The following is a 17,759-nucleotide window of genomic DNA, read 5'->3' as shown; positions in this document are numbered from 1 at the left end:
ACTTCTTATCATCAATCTACTTAACTCTATTTTGTAGGGAAATCATACTGCTCAAGATTGTTCAAGTTGCTAAAATATACTTCGTCTAAACCAAGATCGATCGGTACAGCATCAGCAGAACTCAGAAAGTCCCTTACTCGGAGTCGACCATGGTCACATGCTTTTTCAAGTAATCCTATTGAAGATTTATTAACGAGCATATTCAAATAATGGTCTCGTGTATTTGTCTTTAAGTAGCCCACCTGTGCCCTGCAACCAAACTCATTGAAGAACTTGGTAAGCAGATCATCAGGCAAGCAGGGAACATCAACAGGTGTGGTAAATAACCAATCATTGGTACAATTTTTTAAACCTTCAAGAATTCCCGCTAATGGTCCGTTAAAGTTTTGGTCGCTGTCACTAACAACCGGGTAACCAAAGCTTTTATAATGTTCGAGATTTCGATTCGCCGAGATGAGCAGTTCATCTACCTGTGGTGACAACCATCTGACCTGATGTTTAATCAACTCATCACCTTTAAACTTAAGAAGCCCTTTATCAAGACCTCCCACACGACGGCCGCGTCCACCAGCGAGAATTATTCCACTTACACTTTTCACCTTTATATCACTCAAAATATCTCTATTTTCCATTTTTTCAGGTTAGTAAACAGGGAATTTGATAACTTCCCCGTTGATTCAGATCAAGAGCCCATTATGCGAATCCTGAGAAACTCTGTCTATCAAAATTGTCTGACGCGATGCTTAAAAATCACTAATTTATTATTTTGAGAGAGTCATAAATGAAAAAAGCAGCAGCTAACAGCTTGTACTCAAAAGAAGATCGCTTGTTTATCTCTTCCCTTTTTCTTGGCTCTAAAGGTGAGAATACAGAACTGGTTAAGTCACTTTTATCCAACAGCATTAATGAACACTTGGCATGGCGAACAAATTTCCACCCGGAAGATGACCAAATTAAGGAAGCATTAGATTTAAATTTGCATAGTCCTACTGCAGAAAAAATAAGAACTGAGCTGGAAGAGTTGACTAAAAAGCTTCAACATTCGGCACCAGTATATAATCCACGCTACTTAGGGCAATCGGCATCAGATTTAATGGTTCCATCTTTACTGGCTCAACTAATTACGACGTTTTACAACCCGAACAACAGTTTAAATGATTTAGGCGAAACAGCCATTAGAATGGAATTGAAAGTCGGCTTAGAGTTCGCCAAGCTTTTTGGATTCAATACAGATCCAAACCAAACACCTTGTGCCTGGGGTCATGTTACTAGTGGCGGTTCTGATGCTAATTATGAAAGCCTATGGAATTTTAGGACAGTAAAGTATCATCCTGTTGCCGTAGTAGAGGCACTCAAGGAAATGCGACTCAATATTTCACTCAATGATAGAGTTTTAAAAGATCCATTTGAATATTCAGCGTGGGAGCTGGTTAACCTGTCGATCGATGAGGTTCTTTCCTTCAGATCGAAGGTGTTTGAGAAAATCAAATCCAAACTAGGAGTTGATAGCGTAAGGGAGTTCTATCGTCTTCTTCAGAAAAGTCGTATAGAAACTATTGGACCCTCGCAGTTTTTCGCAGAACACTATCGATTACATCAACCGGTGGTTTTAGTACCTTCTACTGCTTTTGATTTTTGGACCAAAGCGATGCGTCTTATGGGATTTGGCAGTGCTTCCCTTATTGAAGTCCCTATTGACCAACATATGCGTATGGATATCGGCGAGCTAGATCGTATTCTTGGCAAGCTTTTATCACAAAACATTCCTGTATTATCCGTAGTTGGAGTATTAGGCACTACTGAATTTGGATCAATCGATCCAATACACAAAATAGTAGAACTTAGGGATAAATATGCCAAGAAAGGACTTTGTTTTTACATCCACGTTGACGCCTCCCAGGGGGGCTACCTAAAAACATTGTTTGTTGATAATAATGGCAGACGTGTCAGTAGAAATGAAGTAATCAGTGAAAACAGCGACTTTCCTTCTACTCTTGTATATCAGGCATTTGATCAGTTGGGAGAAGCTGACAGCATTACAATAGCTCCACATACTCTAGGCTACTTACCTCAAGGTATTGGCGGATTTGTAACTCGTAACCGAGAAATTGTAAAACTGCTCAATCCTAGAGAAAAGAACATTGTTGATAATAAGGATCAACTAGATCTGCTCCAATTAAGTCACTATATTCTAGAAGGAACAAAACCAGGAGCAAATGCAGCGTCGCTATATGTTACCCACCGGATTTTGCCGCTAAACTCTGAGGGCTTTGGTAGAGTAATAAGGGGATCAATAATCGCCGCTCAATATTTTGCTTACAAAGTGCAAGAGCTAGAGCATCGTCTTAAAGATTTAGTAAGCGTGACCTTACCTTTTGAACCTGATAGTTTTCTCGTTTGTATCGCGTTAAACCCAAAAGCAAATAATCAATTGAAAGCAACGAATGAATTCGTTGATAGTATATTTAAAAGGCTAGCACACGACACACAACAATCGGTTCAAATTAAAGACTACCTTTGCTCAATTAGTGAAATGGATATGAGAAAGCTCTCGGAAGCAGAAGCCAACAGACAAATGGAAAGCCTCGGAATCAAGGAGCCTGATATTATAGGCTCGCAGCAATCGTCACTAAAGGTCTTAAAACATTCATTGATGAATCCCTGGTTACTTACCGGCGATACCCCAACAGAACATATCGATGAGTATTTTCAATTTCTTGAAAAGATAATAAAGGAAAATTGCTAAAAAAAAGCGCATTTAAAAATGCGCTTTTTTTAATTATAAATAGAGGATTATCAGGTATGACAAGCCGTGCCTGCAAGCTCGCTGAGCTCATCCATATTGGTAATTTGAATGTAACGATCCTGAATAGAAATAAGTTCTTTCTTTTGAAGACGAGTAACCAGTCGACTAACTGTTTCAACCGCAAGTCCAAGATAGTTTCCGATATCTCCACGCGTCATGGTAAGCTGGAATTCTTTTTCACTAAGACCTCGTCGCCCAAAACGAGCAGAAAGATTCATAACAAATGCGGCGAATCTTTCGTCTGCATTCTTCTTACTTAACAGCATCATCAACTCCTGCTCATCGCGAATTTCTCCGCTCATAACCTTGAATAACTGCTTCTGTAATCCCGGAATATCTCTCGACAATGTTTCCAGTTTATCAAAAGGGATCGAGCAAACTAAAGAGGTTTCCAATGCCTTGGCAAAACTCGGGTATTGAGTACTACTAATTGCATTGAGTCCGACAATTTCACCCGGCAAATGAAATCCGGTAATTTGCTCTGTACCATCGGAACTAATGGTATAGGTTTTTAGGCTGCCGGAACGAATTGCATGGATAGCATCAAAATCGTCACCAGCATGAAAGAGAAATTCGCCCTTTTTCAGAACCTTCTTTCTTTGAACGATATTTTCCAAGTGTTCGATTTCAGAATCGGCAAGCATTACTGGCAAGCAGAGTCTACGAATACTACAGGTTTGACACCTGATTTCACTGTGCAGAGAGCTGTTAGCAGACAATTTCAATCTTTCATCCAAACGGTCATTTTAAGATATTATACTCGAATTTTCTAAAAACGGGAGTCAAAAATCTTAAAATTTGAATTTAGCCGACTTCTGGTGTCCATGTAGAAGACTGGCAAAATTAACTAGCTTGCTAGCTTTATATCACTTTAGAGAAACTGGTAGTGACCTGTAATTCGTTAAGATAAGCGTCAAACATCATACAAATATTCCTTATCAATAGCCTGCCCTTTCCAGTTACCTTTAGAGCTACCTCATCTTCGGTTAGCAAACCATCATTTTTGAATTCGTCGAGTAGTGAGAGCTCCTTACTGAAATAGCTGTCAAAATTGATGTCGAACTCCTGCTCCACTTCTTTCTTGTTAGTCTCAAAATGACAAATAAGATCAAATATCACTTTCTTTCTTACCTTGTCATCGAAAGTCATACCAACGCCCCTCCAACTTGGCAATCGGCCGGCATCGAGAGCTTCGTAGTAATCTTCCAGATCACGCACATTCTGGTGATACTGCCCATTCATCGAGCCGATTGAAGACACGCCTACACCAATTAATTCATATTCTTCATGAGTCGTATAACCCTGAAAGTTTCTGTGTAAACAATTGTTTTGCTGTGCAATCGCTAGCTCATCATCGGGTTTAGCAAAATGATCCATACCTATATAGAGGTATCCATCCTTTTGTAAGGTTTCTATTATGTACTCAAAGATTGAAAGCTTTACAGAGGGAGATGGTAGCTGCGCAGCGATAATTCTTCTCTGTGGTTTAAACCGATGAGGCAAATGCGCATAGTTAAACACAGAAATTCTGTCCGGAGAAATCTCGATTACTTTCTCCAGCGTATCTTTAAAAGTTTCGCGGGTTTGCAGTGGCAGACCGTAAATTAAATCAAGGTTGATTGACTGGAAACCATATTTACGAGCTTCAACAACCATATCTCTGGTCATTTCGTAAGGCTGAATACGATTAATAGACTTTTGCACATCAGGATCGAAATCCTGGACTCCCATGCTCATTCTATTAAAGCCCATGTGGGCTAATGTTTTTATATCCTCAATCCTTAATGCCCTCGGATCGACTTCAATTGAAATCTCAGTTGAACTCTCATCCGGAACGATGAAAGATTCTCTTATTGTCTCCATTATTGCCGCTATCTGTTCCATCAGCAGAAAAGTTGGAGTTCCCCCACCCCAATGAATCTGGCGCAATACCTTCGCCGGTGATTTGGCGGCCACCATTTTAATCTCTTTTATCAGGTTACTTACGTAACGTTCTGATTTAGAATGATCTTTCGTGATAACCTTATTACAAGCGCAGTAATAACAAATATTCTGACAAAAAGGGATATGGATATAGAGTGATAAAGATTTATCCTTATCAATCGACTCTATGCATGACACATAGTCTTCCAGCTGATAGTCACCTGAAAACTCTAGTGCTGTTGGATACGAAGTATATCTTGGACCTGAAACATTGTATTTTTTTAGAATGGATTCATCCCATTCAAGTTTGGTAGCTTTCAATTGTTAGCTTCCTGTGTTGGCCGAATTGGTTTAATTATTGGAAGCTAAGATACCATGATGGTAGCAAGTTGAAATGATCTGGATCACCTATGGATACAAGACCGACTTAAAAAGGCCAATCTTATTGAGCTTAAGCTTAGTTTTCGCCGCACTCCAGACTATTTTACTCCAGACTATTTTACTCCAGACTATTTTGTCGAATTAATGTTGTGATTTCGTCAACATACTCCTGACGTCTTTCAGAGTAATTAGTCAGTCCTTGCGCTAAAGCGATACCACTTACCACGCTTCCTTTTTGTTTGAGTGCTTTTCTTAATGACCTGAGCTCTTCATACGCGGGGTGGCTATTAATATTTTTCATATAACTTGCAACGGATTCAACCGGATCTTTAAAGACTCTAACCTGGTGCTTAGCCCCTTGCGAACGTCCACTCGGAATAATTCCGCAGTTCTTGCTGTAACACCATTGGCCAAATAGATTATTTGCTTCCTTTGCAAATCGAGACGTTCCCCAACCTGACTCATTTGCCGCCTGAGCAATAACCAAAGACTCAGGAATCTCGTCAATCTTAGTTTCAAGCTCTTGTAGGATCCTCGATATATCTGTCGCATTCACACGATAAGACTTTGCTAGTCGTTTAAGCTTTTCCAGAGCCGATTGTCGGTGACTTCCCGAATTTGACAAGTCATTTCTAAGTTTTTCCAACAGGGCTTTCTTTTCTTTGTTCTTTAAGTTTTCCATTCTGACGATGGGTCTTAGGTATTCGATAAAGGCTTGTTTCTTCTGTTTGGTATTTTGAATTTGAGCAAAATCGGGTAAATGGAATACGACCTCAGTCGTCTTTGCCAGATTTATCGGAGTCCTGGAAATAGTTGTCTGCTTGGAGCCCAGCAATATGCCGGTAAAAATTATAGCTAAAAATAGCGCTATGATCAGTTCAACTTTTTCCTGCTTAATCAGCTGCTTACTTAACTCATTTGCCAGCTTATCTTTTCTATACAACTTAAATCACCTTTTTGCCCTTACCATCGGGCGCCAAAGGATATCACAACTCTTTTATGACACAAGCACTTCTGACTTATGACATATTAGCGGCTATCCCTTCTACTATGCTCGACATTATTTTAGAACATACTAATAAAGACCAAGCTAATACAAGTCCGTAATTTCTCATTCAGACCTAATAAAGTTATTTCATACAATATAAAACCAATACTTTATTATTGCCTATGCACTTATTTTGAGCGTTTTTTGTGCAATGTTTGTAAAAAGTGTGTCAAATTTACGTTTAGCTGCCAGTAGCCTAAGCGATATAATTGTTTCTGAACTAATCGGATGGTTGAAAATAAAAACAGCTTGGGGAATGAGTCGTGGCAGTAACGAAAAGAAAACCGGGTAGGCCCTCTCTATCAGAGGAACAAAGACAAGAAATTCGTGACAATATAATCTCAATTGCTCGCGAGCTCTTTATTAATGAAGGTTACGAAAACACCAGCATGCGAAAAATTGCAGCGCAGGCCGGGTTCGCTCCTACCAAAATCTACTACTATTTTGAAAATAAGAAAGCGATTTTGCGTCATTTTTGGAATGATATTGCAGAAGAGCTATGGAGGGCTTGTAAACCGCCTCAGGAAGTTCTTGAAGGTCCCGCCATTGAAGTAATTCGCTTTTTAATGAATAAAAACGTTAATTACTGGTTAAGCAACCCAAAAAGCTACCAACTTGGCATTGCCACTCAAGATTTCAAAGCAGACAAATGTGAAAATTTTGACGTCTACAAAGCACCTGGGACCAGAGAATATATCGATCTCATGCATGAAAACGTACAAAAGTGTATTAACGAGGGCGTTTTTAGAATTGACGACATGCTAATGGTTTCTCAATTGATTGGCTTAAGTGTTTACGGCATTTACGGGGCTTTTTATAGCTTGCCTACCGTGGACTGGAAAGAAAAACAGTCTTTAATCAGCAACGCGATTGACAATACACTTCTTGGGTTACAATCCAAATAAATCGCTTTGCGAACAACCTGCAATACCGGTTAAAATAGCGCTCAAATAAAACTAGCGACTAATTAACCGGTATGAACCTACTACTCCTGTCCAGCTCCAGAGTTGACCAAACAGAATACCTTGAACACGCACGACAACTTATTCAGGATCACCTAAAGCAAAGTGTTAAAAAGGCACTTTTTATTCCTTTTGCCGGGGTTAGCGTTGACTACGATTCCTATGAAAAGATGGTTAGCAATGCTTTTAACTCTTTTGGATATCAGGTGAAATCAACCCACCATTATGAGGAGCCTGTTAAAGCGATTAAAGACGCCGAAGCAATTTTAGTGGGGGGTGGAAATACTTTCGCTTTACTTAACCAGTTATACAGTCAAAACTTGGTTTCGACAATCCAACGAAAGATTAATGAAGGAACGCCATATATTGGATGGAGTGCCGGTTCAAATATAGCTTCGCCGACAATAAAAACAACCAATGATATGCCGATCATTGAGCCACCCAGTTTTAATGCCCTTAACCTTGTTCCCTTCCAAATTAACCCGCACTATATTGATGGCAACCCTCCTGGGCATAACGGAGAGACGAGAGAACAAAGGCTTTTTGAATTCCTTCAACTCAATCAGAAAACAACAGTTATTGGTATTCCTGAAGGAACTGCACTCAAGTGCGATGGTAGACAGTTAGAATTCCTTGGACATAAGAATGGTTTCTGTTTTACTTATGCTGAAGGAAAAATCGAAATCCCGCCTGGAACTGATTTGAGCGCACTGATGAACTTGTCGGAAAATTAAAATGGCGAAGAAAGAAGATAAAATATACTCCGCCCCGGTTGAGCAGCAACCTTTCGTTTTTGATGCAAACGTCGCAGAAGTTTTTCCTGACATGATCGAGCGCTCGGTCCCAGGTTACCAAACTATTCTAGACAATTTGTCCAAATTTGCTGAACGTTTCGTTCAACCCGGCACCCAGTGCTACGACTTAGGCTGTTCACTTGGAGCGGCGAGTCTGGCAATCAGTTCGGGTATAAAAACAGAGAATACTCGTATCATTGGAGTCGATAATTCCAATGCAATGCTAGTTCGCTGTAAACAACACATTAATGCATTTAAACATAGGGTACCAATTGAGTTAGTTGAGTCAGATATTCTTTCCCAGGAGATTTCCAAAGCATCCCTGATAGTGCTTAATTTTACACTACAATTTATCTCGAGAGAGAGTCGGCATCAGCTCATTGAAAACATCTACAATGGAATGGTCGTTGGTGGTGCACTCGTATTGTCAGAAAAAATTTGTTTCGAAGACCAGCAAATTGATGAATTGATGATTGACCTTCACCATCAATTCAAAAGAGAAAATGGTTATAGCGATCTAGAAATTAGTCAAAAACGAAATGCACTGGAAAATGTTTTATTACCTGAGCCCCTCAACAAGCATATTGAAAGACTGAAAAGTGTAGGCTTCAAACATGTCACCTGCTGGTTGCAAGAATACAACTTTATTTCACTGTTAGCCGTCAAGTAGCATAAAAACCTTATAATTAACCAGAATAATATTCCATGATTGATTTCGAACAGTTAGCAAACGATCTTCAGAGTACACCTATTGTTGACATCAAAGACAATTTAATTAGCGCTGTAAAATCTCGTCTAGCGAGCTATACACATGGGGAGCTCGATGAGTGGGATGATTTAATTAACCGATTACCGGCACTAAAAACAGATGCTATCGATCTTAAATCAGGTGTATCTGTGGGCAGTTCAGACTCGATTGAAAAACAACTGAGTTCAAATCAAAAACAGGCATTTATAGATGACTTAAAAATTTTGCACCCTTGGCGCAAAGGCCCTTTTAATCTATTTGGTATTCATATTGATACTGAATGGCGATCGGACTGGAAATGGGAAAGGCTCTTACCTCATATCAGTAGTCTTTCAAACAGAACTGTTCTCGATGTAGGGTGTGGCAATGGATATCATTGCTGGCGAATGCTAGGTGAAGATGCAAAATTTGTTTTGGGAATCGATCCATCACAAAAATTCCTTGCTCAATTTAGCGTTATAAAAAAATACGTGGGTCCTGCGCCAGTACACTTACTCCCTATTGGAATTGAAGATATGCCAAACGAAATGGGGAAAAAAGGTTTCGACACGGTATTCTCAATGGGGGTCCTCTATCATAGAAAGTCGCCTATTGATCACTTGTTAGAGCTCAAAAATATGCTTGGCAAAAAAGGTGAATTAATTTTGGAAACGCTTGTCATTGACGGCGACGAAAATCAGGTGTTGGTTCCTAAAGGACGCTATGCACAAATGAGAAACGTATGGTTTATCCCTTCAGTTAAAGCTCTAGAGCTTTGGCTCCTTAAATGCGGATTCACTAATATCAGAACAGTTGATATTAACCAGACATCTCTGGATGAGCAAAGAGCCACGGGTTGGATGCATTTTCACTCTTTGGCAAACTACCTCGATCCAACCGATAAAACTTTGACCGTGGAAGGCTATCCGGCACCTAAAAGAGCAATCTTAGTTGCTAATAATCAATAAGAACCACTTTAACCAGGAAGACCGTCAATACGACTTCGAATAAGAATTGGCGTGAAAATCCACAACCAAATTAGAAAGGCCAGGATCCATAAAATGCCGGAAATAAGGTATGCATATACAGGACTTTCGAAAATTGCGAACTCTACCAACAAACTACGTATAATTGCAGATAAAATCACTAAGACAAAAGCCAAAGTAAGCAACCTGTCAGCTACGATTTTTCTACCTGTATGACCCAGACTTACTCTACAACTCATACTAACTATCATTAAACCGATAGCGCCAATGGTAATCGAATGAAGGCTGGCTGAAAGATTGCTGAGTACTTTAAGGTGATACAGCCCTAGTAATAACCAGCCTATGATCAGTAAAAAATATCCAGCATAGAGCGACCACAAAAGTGAGTTGCTCAGTGTTTTTTTGATTGGCCAACGATACATTCTGAATAAACTGAACAGGACAAGAGTCAAAAACAAAACTGCGAGAGTTTTTGATGGATTGCGAATTCCAACAACAAGAGCTCCTAACACTAAACTAACTGTAAGAAAAATGATTGGCAACTCTATATAGGACTTACCATCAACCTTTTGACTCGACGTCGCGGAGGCGGTGAAAAATGGAATTATTCTTCCGCCAATGATGGTTATCGAGAGACTTAATAAGAGGATCGCAGAGTGAAAGCTGTGTTGATATCCATAGCTAGAGACAGGAAGGTATTTTTCAATACCAGGAACACTTAAAAAGCTTAACGCTGCCATAAGAATCAATACTAATGCAAAAACACCATTCCGCCACATCTTTTTAACGATGATCATACGTGAAAAGAAATGACAAGCAGTTAACCAAAAAAGAGTTTCAATGAACACCCCAATCCAGTTAAGAGCCTCGCTTGAAGTTAAATATACTAACCTGGGAATCAGCCACAGTACGAACAACGTTATTAACTTTACTCCTCCCAATCCTTGTAGTCCTGTCCAGTTTTTTACTGCAGTCAGTAAGAAACCAACAAGTACTGCACCTGAAAAACCAAATATCATTTCATGCCCATGCCACCACATAACACCAAACGCGGGTGAAATAGTTTGAACCTTAGACCAGAAAAGTACCCATATTCCAATAGCAATAAAAGAAAATATGCCTGCCCCTAAAAACAGAGGACGAAAAGGTAAACGAAAAACGGGAATAGCAAATTCTTGAGGGTTAGTAGAATTATCGAGAATATTCATCGACGAACGACTTCATAGTGATTACTGAGAGTAAGCCAATTCTATCAGTAATTTAGCAATGAAATAACCATAGATATTTTAAGGTGTTATCTTTGCTCCTGCTTAGGAACTCGATGAGCAAGCCGATGGTTCAGGTCTTTTACTAACTTACTTTTAAAGTCTTCAAAATTAACATTGCCAATACTTTTCTTGTATTGCGCAATATTGAGTACTTCCAAATTGACTCTAACCTGTTTAAACAGCTTCGGTAGTTTTTGTCCGGGAACCTGAATGTGATGCAGACCTCCACTATAGATGAACAATGCACTTCCCTCCTTTAGCCTACTTAAAATATCGGCAATGCCTCCGCGTACACTCATTTGTTTTCCTGATTTATCTAAGCCATTGGGCCTCATCATTCTACCCTCTGGCAAAATCGCTACGATTGATTTGCTATTAATCGCTTCAAGGAAGCTACGCCAGCTATGATCTTTCTTACGAGTTATCGGAATCACACCAGGCAATAGAAAATGGAAAAAACGTCCTACTAATGGTCGCTTTAAAGTAATATCTGCTCCTGGAATAATCAGTTGCTTAGAAGCTTTCCAGAGAAAGTGGTTGGGCGCAAGGCGCAGAAAAATAGGTTCAAATAAACTGGTGTGATTCAAAAATACAATTAACTTAATCTGTTCCCAATCTACATCTTTACGCGAAGTATTAAGCCATCTTTCATCGTAACGATAAAACAAAGCCGACACATACTTCACCAGATTAAGCAATAAGTAACTTAGGAAACGCGCCAATTTCAACCCAACCCTGGTTAACTCAATATAGGAGCCAGATGCTATTCTGCAAGTTTAGCAAAGTCACATTTTATTCAACAGAAAACAGATATCTCATTAAGTAATATTAAATTAAATATTTAAACCAATTTAGCCCTAAAATCACCTTCTAAGCTATTGAAATATTTATTCTTATTGCAGGTTTTACAAGTTATGATAGTATTAGTTTTAACCACTTCGTTATTTTGCGTAGTGACAGGGAGCTAGCTAAGAATAAATATAGTTGAAGATGGAGAACTCTAAGAGCAAGGATAAGCGTTAACCTTCTGCCATTATCTCTAACTTCAATATATCCATTAAAAAGAGCTATTAACTATTTGAATTTAATAAATTTTTGTGATGGCTGAACAGTATTAGTATTAGTCGAACAAAAATTGAAAATAGACAACAATTGTTAAATAGTGTGATACTGTTCTAATAATTAGTGTGAATATTTCGCTATTCTTACATTAACACTATTATAGGGATTGTATTGTTGTTCGGGATGAATTACACATAGATTTAACAGCAGAGGCCCGTTAATGCACCTAACCACGCAAGAAATACCGGTACAAAATCTGGAGATAGGCATGTATGTCTCTCGCCTGGATATACCGTGGGTGCAAACCCCCTTTCCTATTCAAGGTTTTTATATAACCAAGCAAGATGAACTTGATCTGCTTGCGCATTATTGCAACTTTGTGTACGTCGATTCTTTTTTAAGCAAAGTAGATGTATCAGCGAAGCTTCTCAAATCCACTCCTCCTACCAGTAAGAAAAACCGATCAGAAGTAGATGCTCGAACAGCAAGGCTGATGTCTGAAAAGGCGAGAATGAAGCCTCGAGTAGAAGACTATCCGGTCAAGACCAAGATGAAGAAAGAAGTGAAAGTTGCTTCGACGGTATTTACTCGTGTTACTTCGCAAATGGCAGCGGCTTACCGCAACATGGATCAAACAGGTTTCATTAATGTCAGCGAGTTCCGAACTGCTGCTAACGATATGGTAAAAAGTATCGTAAATAACCCTAATGCCCTGGCGTGGTTATGTCGTCTCAGTAGCGATAACAAAGCATTACATCAACAGGCTGTCAGAAGTGCAGTTTGGGGGATTATTTTTGCTCGGCACCTGGGCCTTTCCAAGCATGACTTGCGCGATATTGGAACGGCTTTATTATTAGCTCCGATAGGAAAGAGTAAACTCCCTAGAGAGCTTCTTTACAGCCAGCAAAATCAGGAAGAGGTCCAGCTTTATCAACAGCATATAACCTTAACGCTAGAAGAAACTCAAAAGATATTCTCATCTAGCCACCAGGTAAATTACATCCTTGGAGCCTACTGCGAAAGAAATAACGGTAGCGGTTATCCAAAACAGTTAGTCGGTAATAGAATTCCGTTTTTGGCGAGAGTAGCTGGCTTGGCCGATTATTATGAGAGCTTAATTAATCCTTTTGACCACAATGAGGCAAGAACTCCAGTAGAAGCGATTTCTCATCTCTACTCTGAAAAAGGAATGCTCTTCCAGGTTGAGTTAGTTGAGCAATTTATTCAGGCTGTAGGAATCTATCCCACTGGCAGTTTAGTGAGACTATCCAATAATTCTGTTGGGGTTGTAGTCGAACAACCTGAGAAATCAAGACTCAGACCGCGCATTGCAATTGTAAAAGATGGGCTAAATAACGCCGTAGAAAAGTCGAAGATTATCAACCTGGCAGACAACCCAAAAGACGAATATGGTTTGCCACTGCAAATAGATAAGAGCCTGAAAAGTACGAGCCTGGATGTCAGTTCTGAAGAGCTGCACGATAAACTATTTGGCGGCGAAGGGCTCTTTGGGTTTCTAAGGGCCTAGTTTTTACGTTTAATCACTATAAAAAACGCCCTATTCGGGCGTTTTTTATATCACTTTCTTTCTATCATTTATTTATCTTTTCTCTTTCTACAAACTCTATAATTTTGTTTTCGAGAATAGATAGTGGAATCGATCCATTTTCAAGTACTGAATCATGGAAACGTCTTAGATCGAATTTATTTCCGAGAGACTTCTCAGCGAAGGCTCTCAACTCTCTAATTTTAATCTCACCCAGCTTGTAGGAAAGAGCCTGACCAGGCCAACTAATATAGCGATCAACTTCAGTCCTGATATTATGAGTTGATAATGCAGAATTTTCTTCTAATAATTTGATTGCCTGCTCTCTACTCCACCCCTTAGCATGAATTCCGGTGTCAATAACTAGCCTGGCTGCACGCCACATTTCGTAAGTTAGCCGCCCGAAGTTACTATAGTGGTCTTTATAAAATCCTACTTCCAATCCTAATCGCTCACTGTAAAGCCCCCACCCTTCGCCAAAAGCAGAAATATACGATCCCCTTCTGAACTCTGGTACATCCGTTAACTCTCGATTAAGCGCTGTTTGTAAATGATGACCAGGAACAGCTTCGTGAAGCGTCAATGCTTCAAGAACATAGAGAGGCCTTTTATCAAGAGCATAGGTATTGACCCAGTATTCTCCTGCTCTGTCGCTGTCAATTGGTGCACCTGAATAGCGCCCAGTCGTATATTTTGGTGCTATTTCGGCAGGCACCGGTTTCACTGTATAAGGCTGTCTGGGTAACCTGGTAAATAGTTTTGGTAATTCTCCATCCATCCTTTTAGCGATGTAAGAAGCTTCCTTGATTAAATCTTCCGCCGTTTTTGCATAAAACTGAGGAGATTCTCTGAGAAAAGACAGGAATGACTTAAATGAGCCTTGATGGCCGCTTAGCTTAATGACTTCCTCCATTTCCTTACGGATTCTTTTAACCTCAGCCAGTCCTATTTCGTGAATATCTTCTGCGTTAAGACTCAAAGTTGTGTAATGATTTATCTGGGCCTGGTAGTAAGACTGCCCATTAGGCAAAGCATGGGCAGCTAAGGTTTCTCTGGTTTGAGGAATGTAGTAGTTATCAAAGAACTCCGCCATACTTTTGAGAGCCGGAAAAACCTCGTTGTTGATGACAAGTTTTGCGCTAGATTTCAATGAATCCTGCATCTCCTGACTAAGGTGAGCAGGCATTTTTTTAAATGGTAAATAAAAGCTGCTTTTATCATACGGCTTCTCATATGCATTTCGTAATACGTCAGTAAAACCATGCATAACAATCTTTGGCATTGAAAAACCACGGCTTATCCCTGCTTTCATGTTCTCTTTATTCTGCTCAAAAAATCGAGGGATTGCTGATAGTCGCTTCAGGTAATTTTGAAAATCCTTTTGCTCTCTGAACTCTACAAGCTGGTCCAGCCTTAAAATAGAAGTGTGAAAACCTGAATCTGAAAGAAACGGTATTTCATACGACTTGAACTCTATCTCAGAAATACGTCGTTTCAACTGAGACTCAAATATTTGGTAGTTTATTTGATTCTCGTGAGTTAGCTGTTTAAAGTCTATTTCCTTTAGTTTCTTGAGAAACTGCTCTGTTTGTTTTGCCCATGCCTGATACGCTACTGGACTAACATCGAGTAGTAGGTGGTCTTTGCCCTTTTGTCTCATTTGTGACGCTAATGCAGGATCTCGATCTATTCGGGCTTGCCACTCTCTCTCAAACAATGACTTAAGCTTATCATTTTCTGAAACACCAGGTTCCGAGGCCTCAACCGGAAACAGCCCTCCACCAATACACATCAACACTATCACTATTACTGTGCTTATTTTTTTTTTCATTTCTCTACCAAATTTAAATGTTGCCGGTCACGACATCTGAACTAACGGAAACCTTATTGTTATGAAACCATACTGTTATAAAGACTTTATGCTTGTTTATCTAAACCTTTATGTCAATGAATTCCGGTTGTAATCAATTTTACAAAATTGCAGGGCTTAAAATTGACATCAAGTTGTTGTTTAATGATCATTTCCCATCCGGTACGACAGGCACCGGTAGACCCAGGCATACAGAAAACAACCGTATTATTTGCAAAACCGCCAATTGCTCGGCTTTGTATAGTCGAAGAACCTATTTCCTGAAAAGAAATCTGGCGAAACAACTCTCCAAACCCTTCCATATTCTTGTCAAACAAGGGGGCAACAGCTTCCGGAGTCGAGTCGCGACCATAGAACCCGGTTCCCCCAGTGATCAGAATTACATTGACTTGAGGGTCTGCTATCCAGCGCGACACAACGGCTCTGATATCGTAGATATCGTCTTTAACTATTTGCTTCTCTGCCAACTGATGCCCTTCTTCCAATACCCCACTAACCAAAAAAGCACCAGATTTATCGGTAGACTCCTCTCGCGTATCGGATACTGTCAAAACAGCGATGTTCAATTTAGACACTCAAAACCTCCAAAAAATAATCCGAGAATATCCCCGGAACACTGCATTAAGCCTGAATATCAGGGGAAATTTTTGCTCAAGAGCATACACCAATTAATCGGCAATAGAAATCATCGATGTGGTACAACCTTAATCTAGATCAATAGTCGAAATTCCTGTTTATCCCCTTTCTTATTTCCTATATACTTGCGCCCGCTTAGTCCTTGGGCTAGCTTGTGTATAGTTGGGAAGTTTTAAACGCTCACATAACAAGCTGTATACGCTCTTGAGCACTAAATCGCTTTTAAACAATTTAGGTATCGTTAATTATGCAGGCTTTTTTGACCATTGCTGTTCGTGCTGCACGCAAAGCAGGCGACTACATCATTCGTGAATCAGATAAAATCAGAAGCGTTCAGAATAAATCCCCTGGCGACTATGTGACCAATGTCGATCAAACGGCTGAAGCTATTATTATCGACACCATAAAGCACTCATATTCAGACCATTCATTTCTGGGTGAAGAAAGCGGACAATCCGGAAGCAGCGACTACCAGTGGGTGATAGACCCAATTGATGGCACCTCAAACTATATCCAGCAAATTCCTCACTGGGCTATTTCGATTGCCTGCAAGCACAAAAACCGTACCGAGATCGGACTGGTATTTGATCCCGTTAGAGATGAACTATTTACCGCAGTCAGAGGTGGTGGCGCCCAGCTAAACGGACGCAGAATTAGAGTCGGCAGTTCAAATGGACTAGAAAATGGTCTATTGGCAACGGGCTTTCCGTTTCGCCACAAATCTCGAATAGACGATTATCTTGATATTTTTAAACGCCTCTTCCCACACTGTGCAGATATGCGTCGAGCAGGCTCAGCAGCTCTGGATCTTGCTTATGTTGCCTCAGGCCGAATTGATGGTTTCTGGGAGTATGACTTAAACGAATGGGACACAGCAGCTGGAGCACTACTCGTGCACGAAGCAGGCGGAATGATTTCAGACTTTAAAGGGAATCCAGATTTTGCATCAAGTGACTCGATACTTGCTGCAAACCCAAAAACCTTTAAAGGTATGTTAAAAGCGATCAATCAAAGGGTATAGGCAATACCCAAGGTATTAAGCTGGGGCCCCTTTTGGCCCTAAAGCCGTCATATTGAACTATACCGGGCTACTGTATAGAAAAAACCTATAGTAGTGCACTAAAAGCGTAATATGCTGATCAAGATCAAGATGATTACTTGACCAAAATAGTAGGTTATTAGACAATATGACCGGCTTCAAATGAAAGCCCATAATCGAGTCTAACGACTCTGTTTAAGAGGTAATCTATGCGACTTACAACAAAAGGAAGGTACGCGGTAACAGCAATGCTGGATTTGGCTATTAATGGCCTTAATCACCCAGTAAATTTAAACGATATATCCGAGAGACAAGCAATTTCTCTCTCGTACCTGGAACAGCTTTTTTCCAAATTACGTAGAGAAGAACTAGTGAAAAGTATCCGCGGTCCTGGCGGCGGATACCAGCTTAACGGCTCCAGTGATGATATTAGCGTAGCGAACATTATTAATGCTGTGAACGAGTCAATTGATGTTTCTCGTTGTGAAGGACGGGCCAACTGTCATGACGGAAAACAATGCCTTACCCATAATTTGTGGGTTGATTTGAGCGATAGAATTAACTCTTTTCTAGATAATATTACTCTGGGTGAGCTAATCAGACAAAACCAAAGACAAGCTCAAGTCAGAGAAGAATCAGATAACAGCACCCATAGACAGGAAATCGAGTTAAAAACCGTTAATTAACTCATTTGCCATAAAACGAGAGAAA

16 protein-coding genes are annotated in these 17,759 nt (G+C 40.0%); 8 read left to right on the top strand and 8 right to left on the bottom strand.

Annotation, left to right across the window (positions count from 1 at the left end):
• Positions 1-26 precede the first annotated feature (26 nt).
• Positions 27-614 carry a molybdenum cofactor guanylyltransferase MobA gene (gene mobA / locus IYN84_RS04565; RefSeq protein WP_196137975.1) on the bottom strand — a complete coding sequence of 196 codons (588 nt, stop codon included), beginning with the start codon at positions 612-614 and terminating at the stop codon, positions 27-29.
• Between the two features lie 167 nt (positions 615-781).
• Between mobA and IYN84_RS04560 the strand changes: the two genes are divergently transcribed.
• The gene (locus tag IYN84_RS04560; protein ID WP_196137974.1) at positions 782-2,746 is read left to right on the top strand and encodes a pyridoxal-dependent decarboxylase; all 1,965 of its coding nucleotides are present in this window, start codon (positions 782-784) and stop codon (positions 2,744-2,746) included.
• Between the two features lie 50 nt (positions 2,747-2,796).
• Here IYN84_RS04560 and fnr read toward each other — a convergent pair whose 3' ends face one another.
• The 3 genes from fnr to IYN84_RS04545 form a co-directional block, all read right to left on the bottom strand.
• Positions 2,797-3,525, bottom strand: coding sequence for a fumarate/nitrate reduction transcriptional regulator Fnr (gene fnr / locus IYN84_RS04555; RefSeq protein ID WP_371734786.1), 729 nt, complete (start codon positions 3,523-3,525; stop codon positions 2,797-2,799).
• Between the two features lie 142 nt (positions 3,526-3,667).
• On the bottom strand, positions 3,668-5,050 hold the full coding sequence (gene hemN / locus IYN84_RS04550; protein ID WP_196137972.1) for an oxygen-independent coproporphyrinogen III oxidase: 1,383 nt from the start codon (positions 5,048-5,050) through the stop codon (positions 3,668-3,670).
• Between the two features lie 178 nt (positions 5,051-5,228).
• Positions 5,229-6,053, bottom strand: a complete 825-nt coding sequence (locus IYN84_RS04545; RefSeq protein ID WP_196137971.1) for a glucosaminidase domain-containing protein — start codon at positions 6,051-6,053, stop codon at positions 5,229-5,231.
• A 368-nt stretch (positions 6,054-6,421) separates the two neighbouring features.
• On the opposite strand from IYN84_RS04545, the gene IYN84_RS04540 reads away from it, so the two are divergent.
• The 4 genes from IYN84_RS04540 to cmoB all read left to right on the top strand — a co-directional run bounded on the left by IYN84_RS04540 (position 6,422) and on the right by cmoB (position 9,609).
• On the top strand, positions 6,422-7,063 hold the full coding sequence (locus IYN84_RS04540; RefSeq protein WP_196137970.1) for a TetR/AcrR family transcriptional regulator: 642 nt from the start codon (positions 6,422-6,424) through the stop codon (positions 7,061-7,063).
• 71 nt (positions 7,064-7,134) lie between these two features.
• Positions 7,135-7,854, top strand: a complete 720-nt coding sequence (pepE, locus tag IYN84_RS04535; RefSeq protein WP_196137969.1) for a dipeptidase PepE — start codon at positions 7,135-7,137, stop codon at positions 7,852-7,854.
• Position 7,855: 1 nt separating this feature from the next.
• Entirely contained in the window at positions 7,856-8,584 is a 729-nt protein-coding gene (cmoA, locus tag IYN84_RS04530) for a carboxy-S-adenosyl-L-methionine synthase CmoA (RefSeq protein ID WP_196137968.1), read from the top strand.
• Between the two features lie 35 nt (positions 8,585-8,619).
• A complete protein-coding gene (cmoB, locus tag IYN84_RS04525) occupies positions 8,620-9,609 on the top strand; it encodes a tRNA 5-methoxyuridine(34)/uridine 5-oxyacetic acid(34) synthase CmoB (RefSeq protein WP_196137967.1) in 990 nt (329 codons plus the stop codon).
• 8 nt (positions 9,610-9,617) lie between these two features.
• Here cmoB and IYN84_RS04520 read toward each other — a convergent pair whose 3' ends face one another.
• Both IYN84_RS04520 and IYN84_RS04515 read right to left on the bottom strand, forming a co-directional pair.
• The gene (locus IYN84_RS04520; protein WP_196137966.1) at positions 9,618-10,835 is read right to left on the bottom strand and encodes an NnrS family protein; all 1,218 of its coding nucleotides are present in this window, start codon (positions 10,833-10,835) and stop codon (positions 9,618-9,620) included.
• 86 nt (positions 10,836-10,921) lie between these two features.
• Positions 10,922-11,572, bottom strand: a complete 651-nt coding sequence (locus IYN84_RS04515; RefSeq protein ID WP_196137965.1) for a 1-acyl-sn-glycerol-3-phosphate acyltransferase — start codon at positions 11,570-11,572, stop codon at positions 10,922-10,924.
• Between the two features lie 605 nt (positions 11,573-12,177).
• Between IYN84_RS04515 and IYN84_RS04510 the strand changes: the two genes are divergently transcribed.
• The gene (locus IYN84_RS04510; protein ID WP_196137964.1) at positions 12,178-13,485 is read left to right on the top strand and encodes a DUF3391 domain-containing protein; all 1,308 of its coding nucleotides are present in this window, start codon (positions 12,178-12,180) and stop codon (positions 13,483-13,485) included.
• A gap of 64 nt (positions 13,486-13,549) precedes the next feature.
• Here IYN84_RS04510 and IYN84_RS04505 read toward each other — a convergent pair whose 3' ends face one another.
• Complete coding sequence (locus IYN84_RS04505; protein WP_246722599.1) at positions 13,550-15,334, bottom strand: DUF885 family protein; 1,785 nt, start codon at positions 15,332-15,334, stop codon at positions 13,550-13,552.
• A 113-nt stretch (positions 15,335-15,447) separates the two neighbouring features.
• Positions 15,448-15,948 (bottom strand): molybdenum cofactor biosynthesis protein B, encoded by a 501-nt coding sequence (moaB, locus tag IYN84_RS04500; protein WP_196137963.1) that lies wholly within the window; start codon positions 15,946-15,948, stop codon positions 15,448-15,450.
• Positions 15,949-16,256: 308 nt separating this feature from the next.
• On the opposite strand from moaB, the gene IYN84_RS04495 reads away from it, so the two are divergent.
• Positions 16,257-17,030, top strand: a complete 774-nt coding sequence (locus IYN84_RS04495) for an inositol monophosphatase family protein (RefSeq protein ID WP_196137962.1) — start codon at positions 16,257-16,259, stop codon at positions 17,028-17,030.
• A gap of 227 nt (positions 17,031-17,257) precedes the next feature.
• Entirely contained in the window at positions 17,258-17,734 is a 477-nt protein-coding gene (iscR, locus tag IYN84_RS04490) for a Fe-S cluster assembly transcriptional regulator IscR (protein WP_196137961.1), read from the top strand.
• Positions 17,735-17,759: the final 25 nt, after the last annotated feature.

The organism is Aliikangiella sp. G2MR2-5 (assembly GCF_015687155.1).
In the GTDB taxonomy this organism is placed as follows: domain Bacteria; phylum Pseudomonadota; class Gammaproteobacteria; order Enterobacterales; family Kangiellaceae; genus Aliikangiella.
This window is presented reverse-complemented; position numbering and strand designations above follow the sequence as displayed.

Coding starts and splice junctions, on each gene's coding strand:
- cmoB (WP_196137967.1), top strand. CDS start 8,620: ATGATTGATTTCGAACAGTTAGCAAACGATCTTCAGAGTACACCTATT.
- cmoA (WP_196137968.1), top strand. CDS start 7,856: ATGGCGAAGAAAGAAGATAAAATATACTCCGCCCCGGTTGAGCAGCAA.
- IYN84_RS04495 (WP_196137962.1), top strand. CDS start 16,257: ATGCAGGCTTTTTTGACCATTGCTGTTCGTGCTGCACGCAAAGCAGGC.
- IYN84_RS04560 (WP_196137974.1), top strand. CDS start 782: ATGAAAAAAGCAGCAGCTAACAGCTTGTACTCAAAAGAAGATCGCTTG.
- pepE (WP_196137969.1), top strand. CDS start 7,135: ATGAACCTACTACTCCTGTCCAGCTCCAGAGTTGACCAAACAGAATAC.
- IYN84_RS04510 (WP_196137964.1), top strand. CDS start 12,178: ATGCACCTAACCACGCAAGAAATACCGGTACAAAATCTGGAGATAGGC.
- iscR (WP_196137961.1), top strand. CDS start 17,258: ATGCGACTTACAACAAAAGGAAGGTACGCGGTAACAGCAATGCTGGAT.
- IYN84_RS04520 (WP_196137966.1), bottom strand. CDS start 10,835: ATGAATATTCTCGATAATTCTACTAACCCTCAAGAATTTGCTATTCCC.
- IYN84_RS04505 (WP_246722599.1), bottom strand. CDS start 15,334: ATGAAAAAAAAAATAAGCACAGTAATAGTGATAGTGTTGATGTGTATT.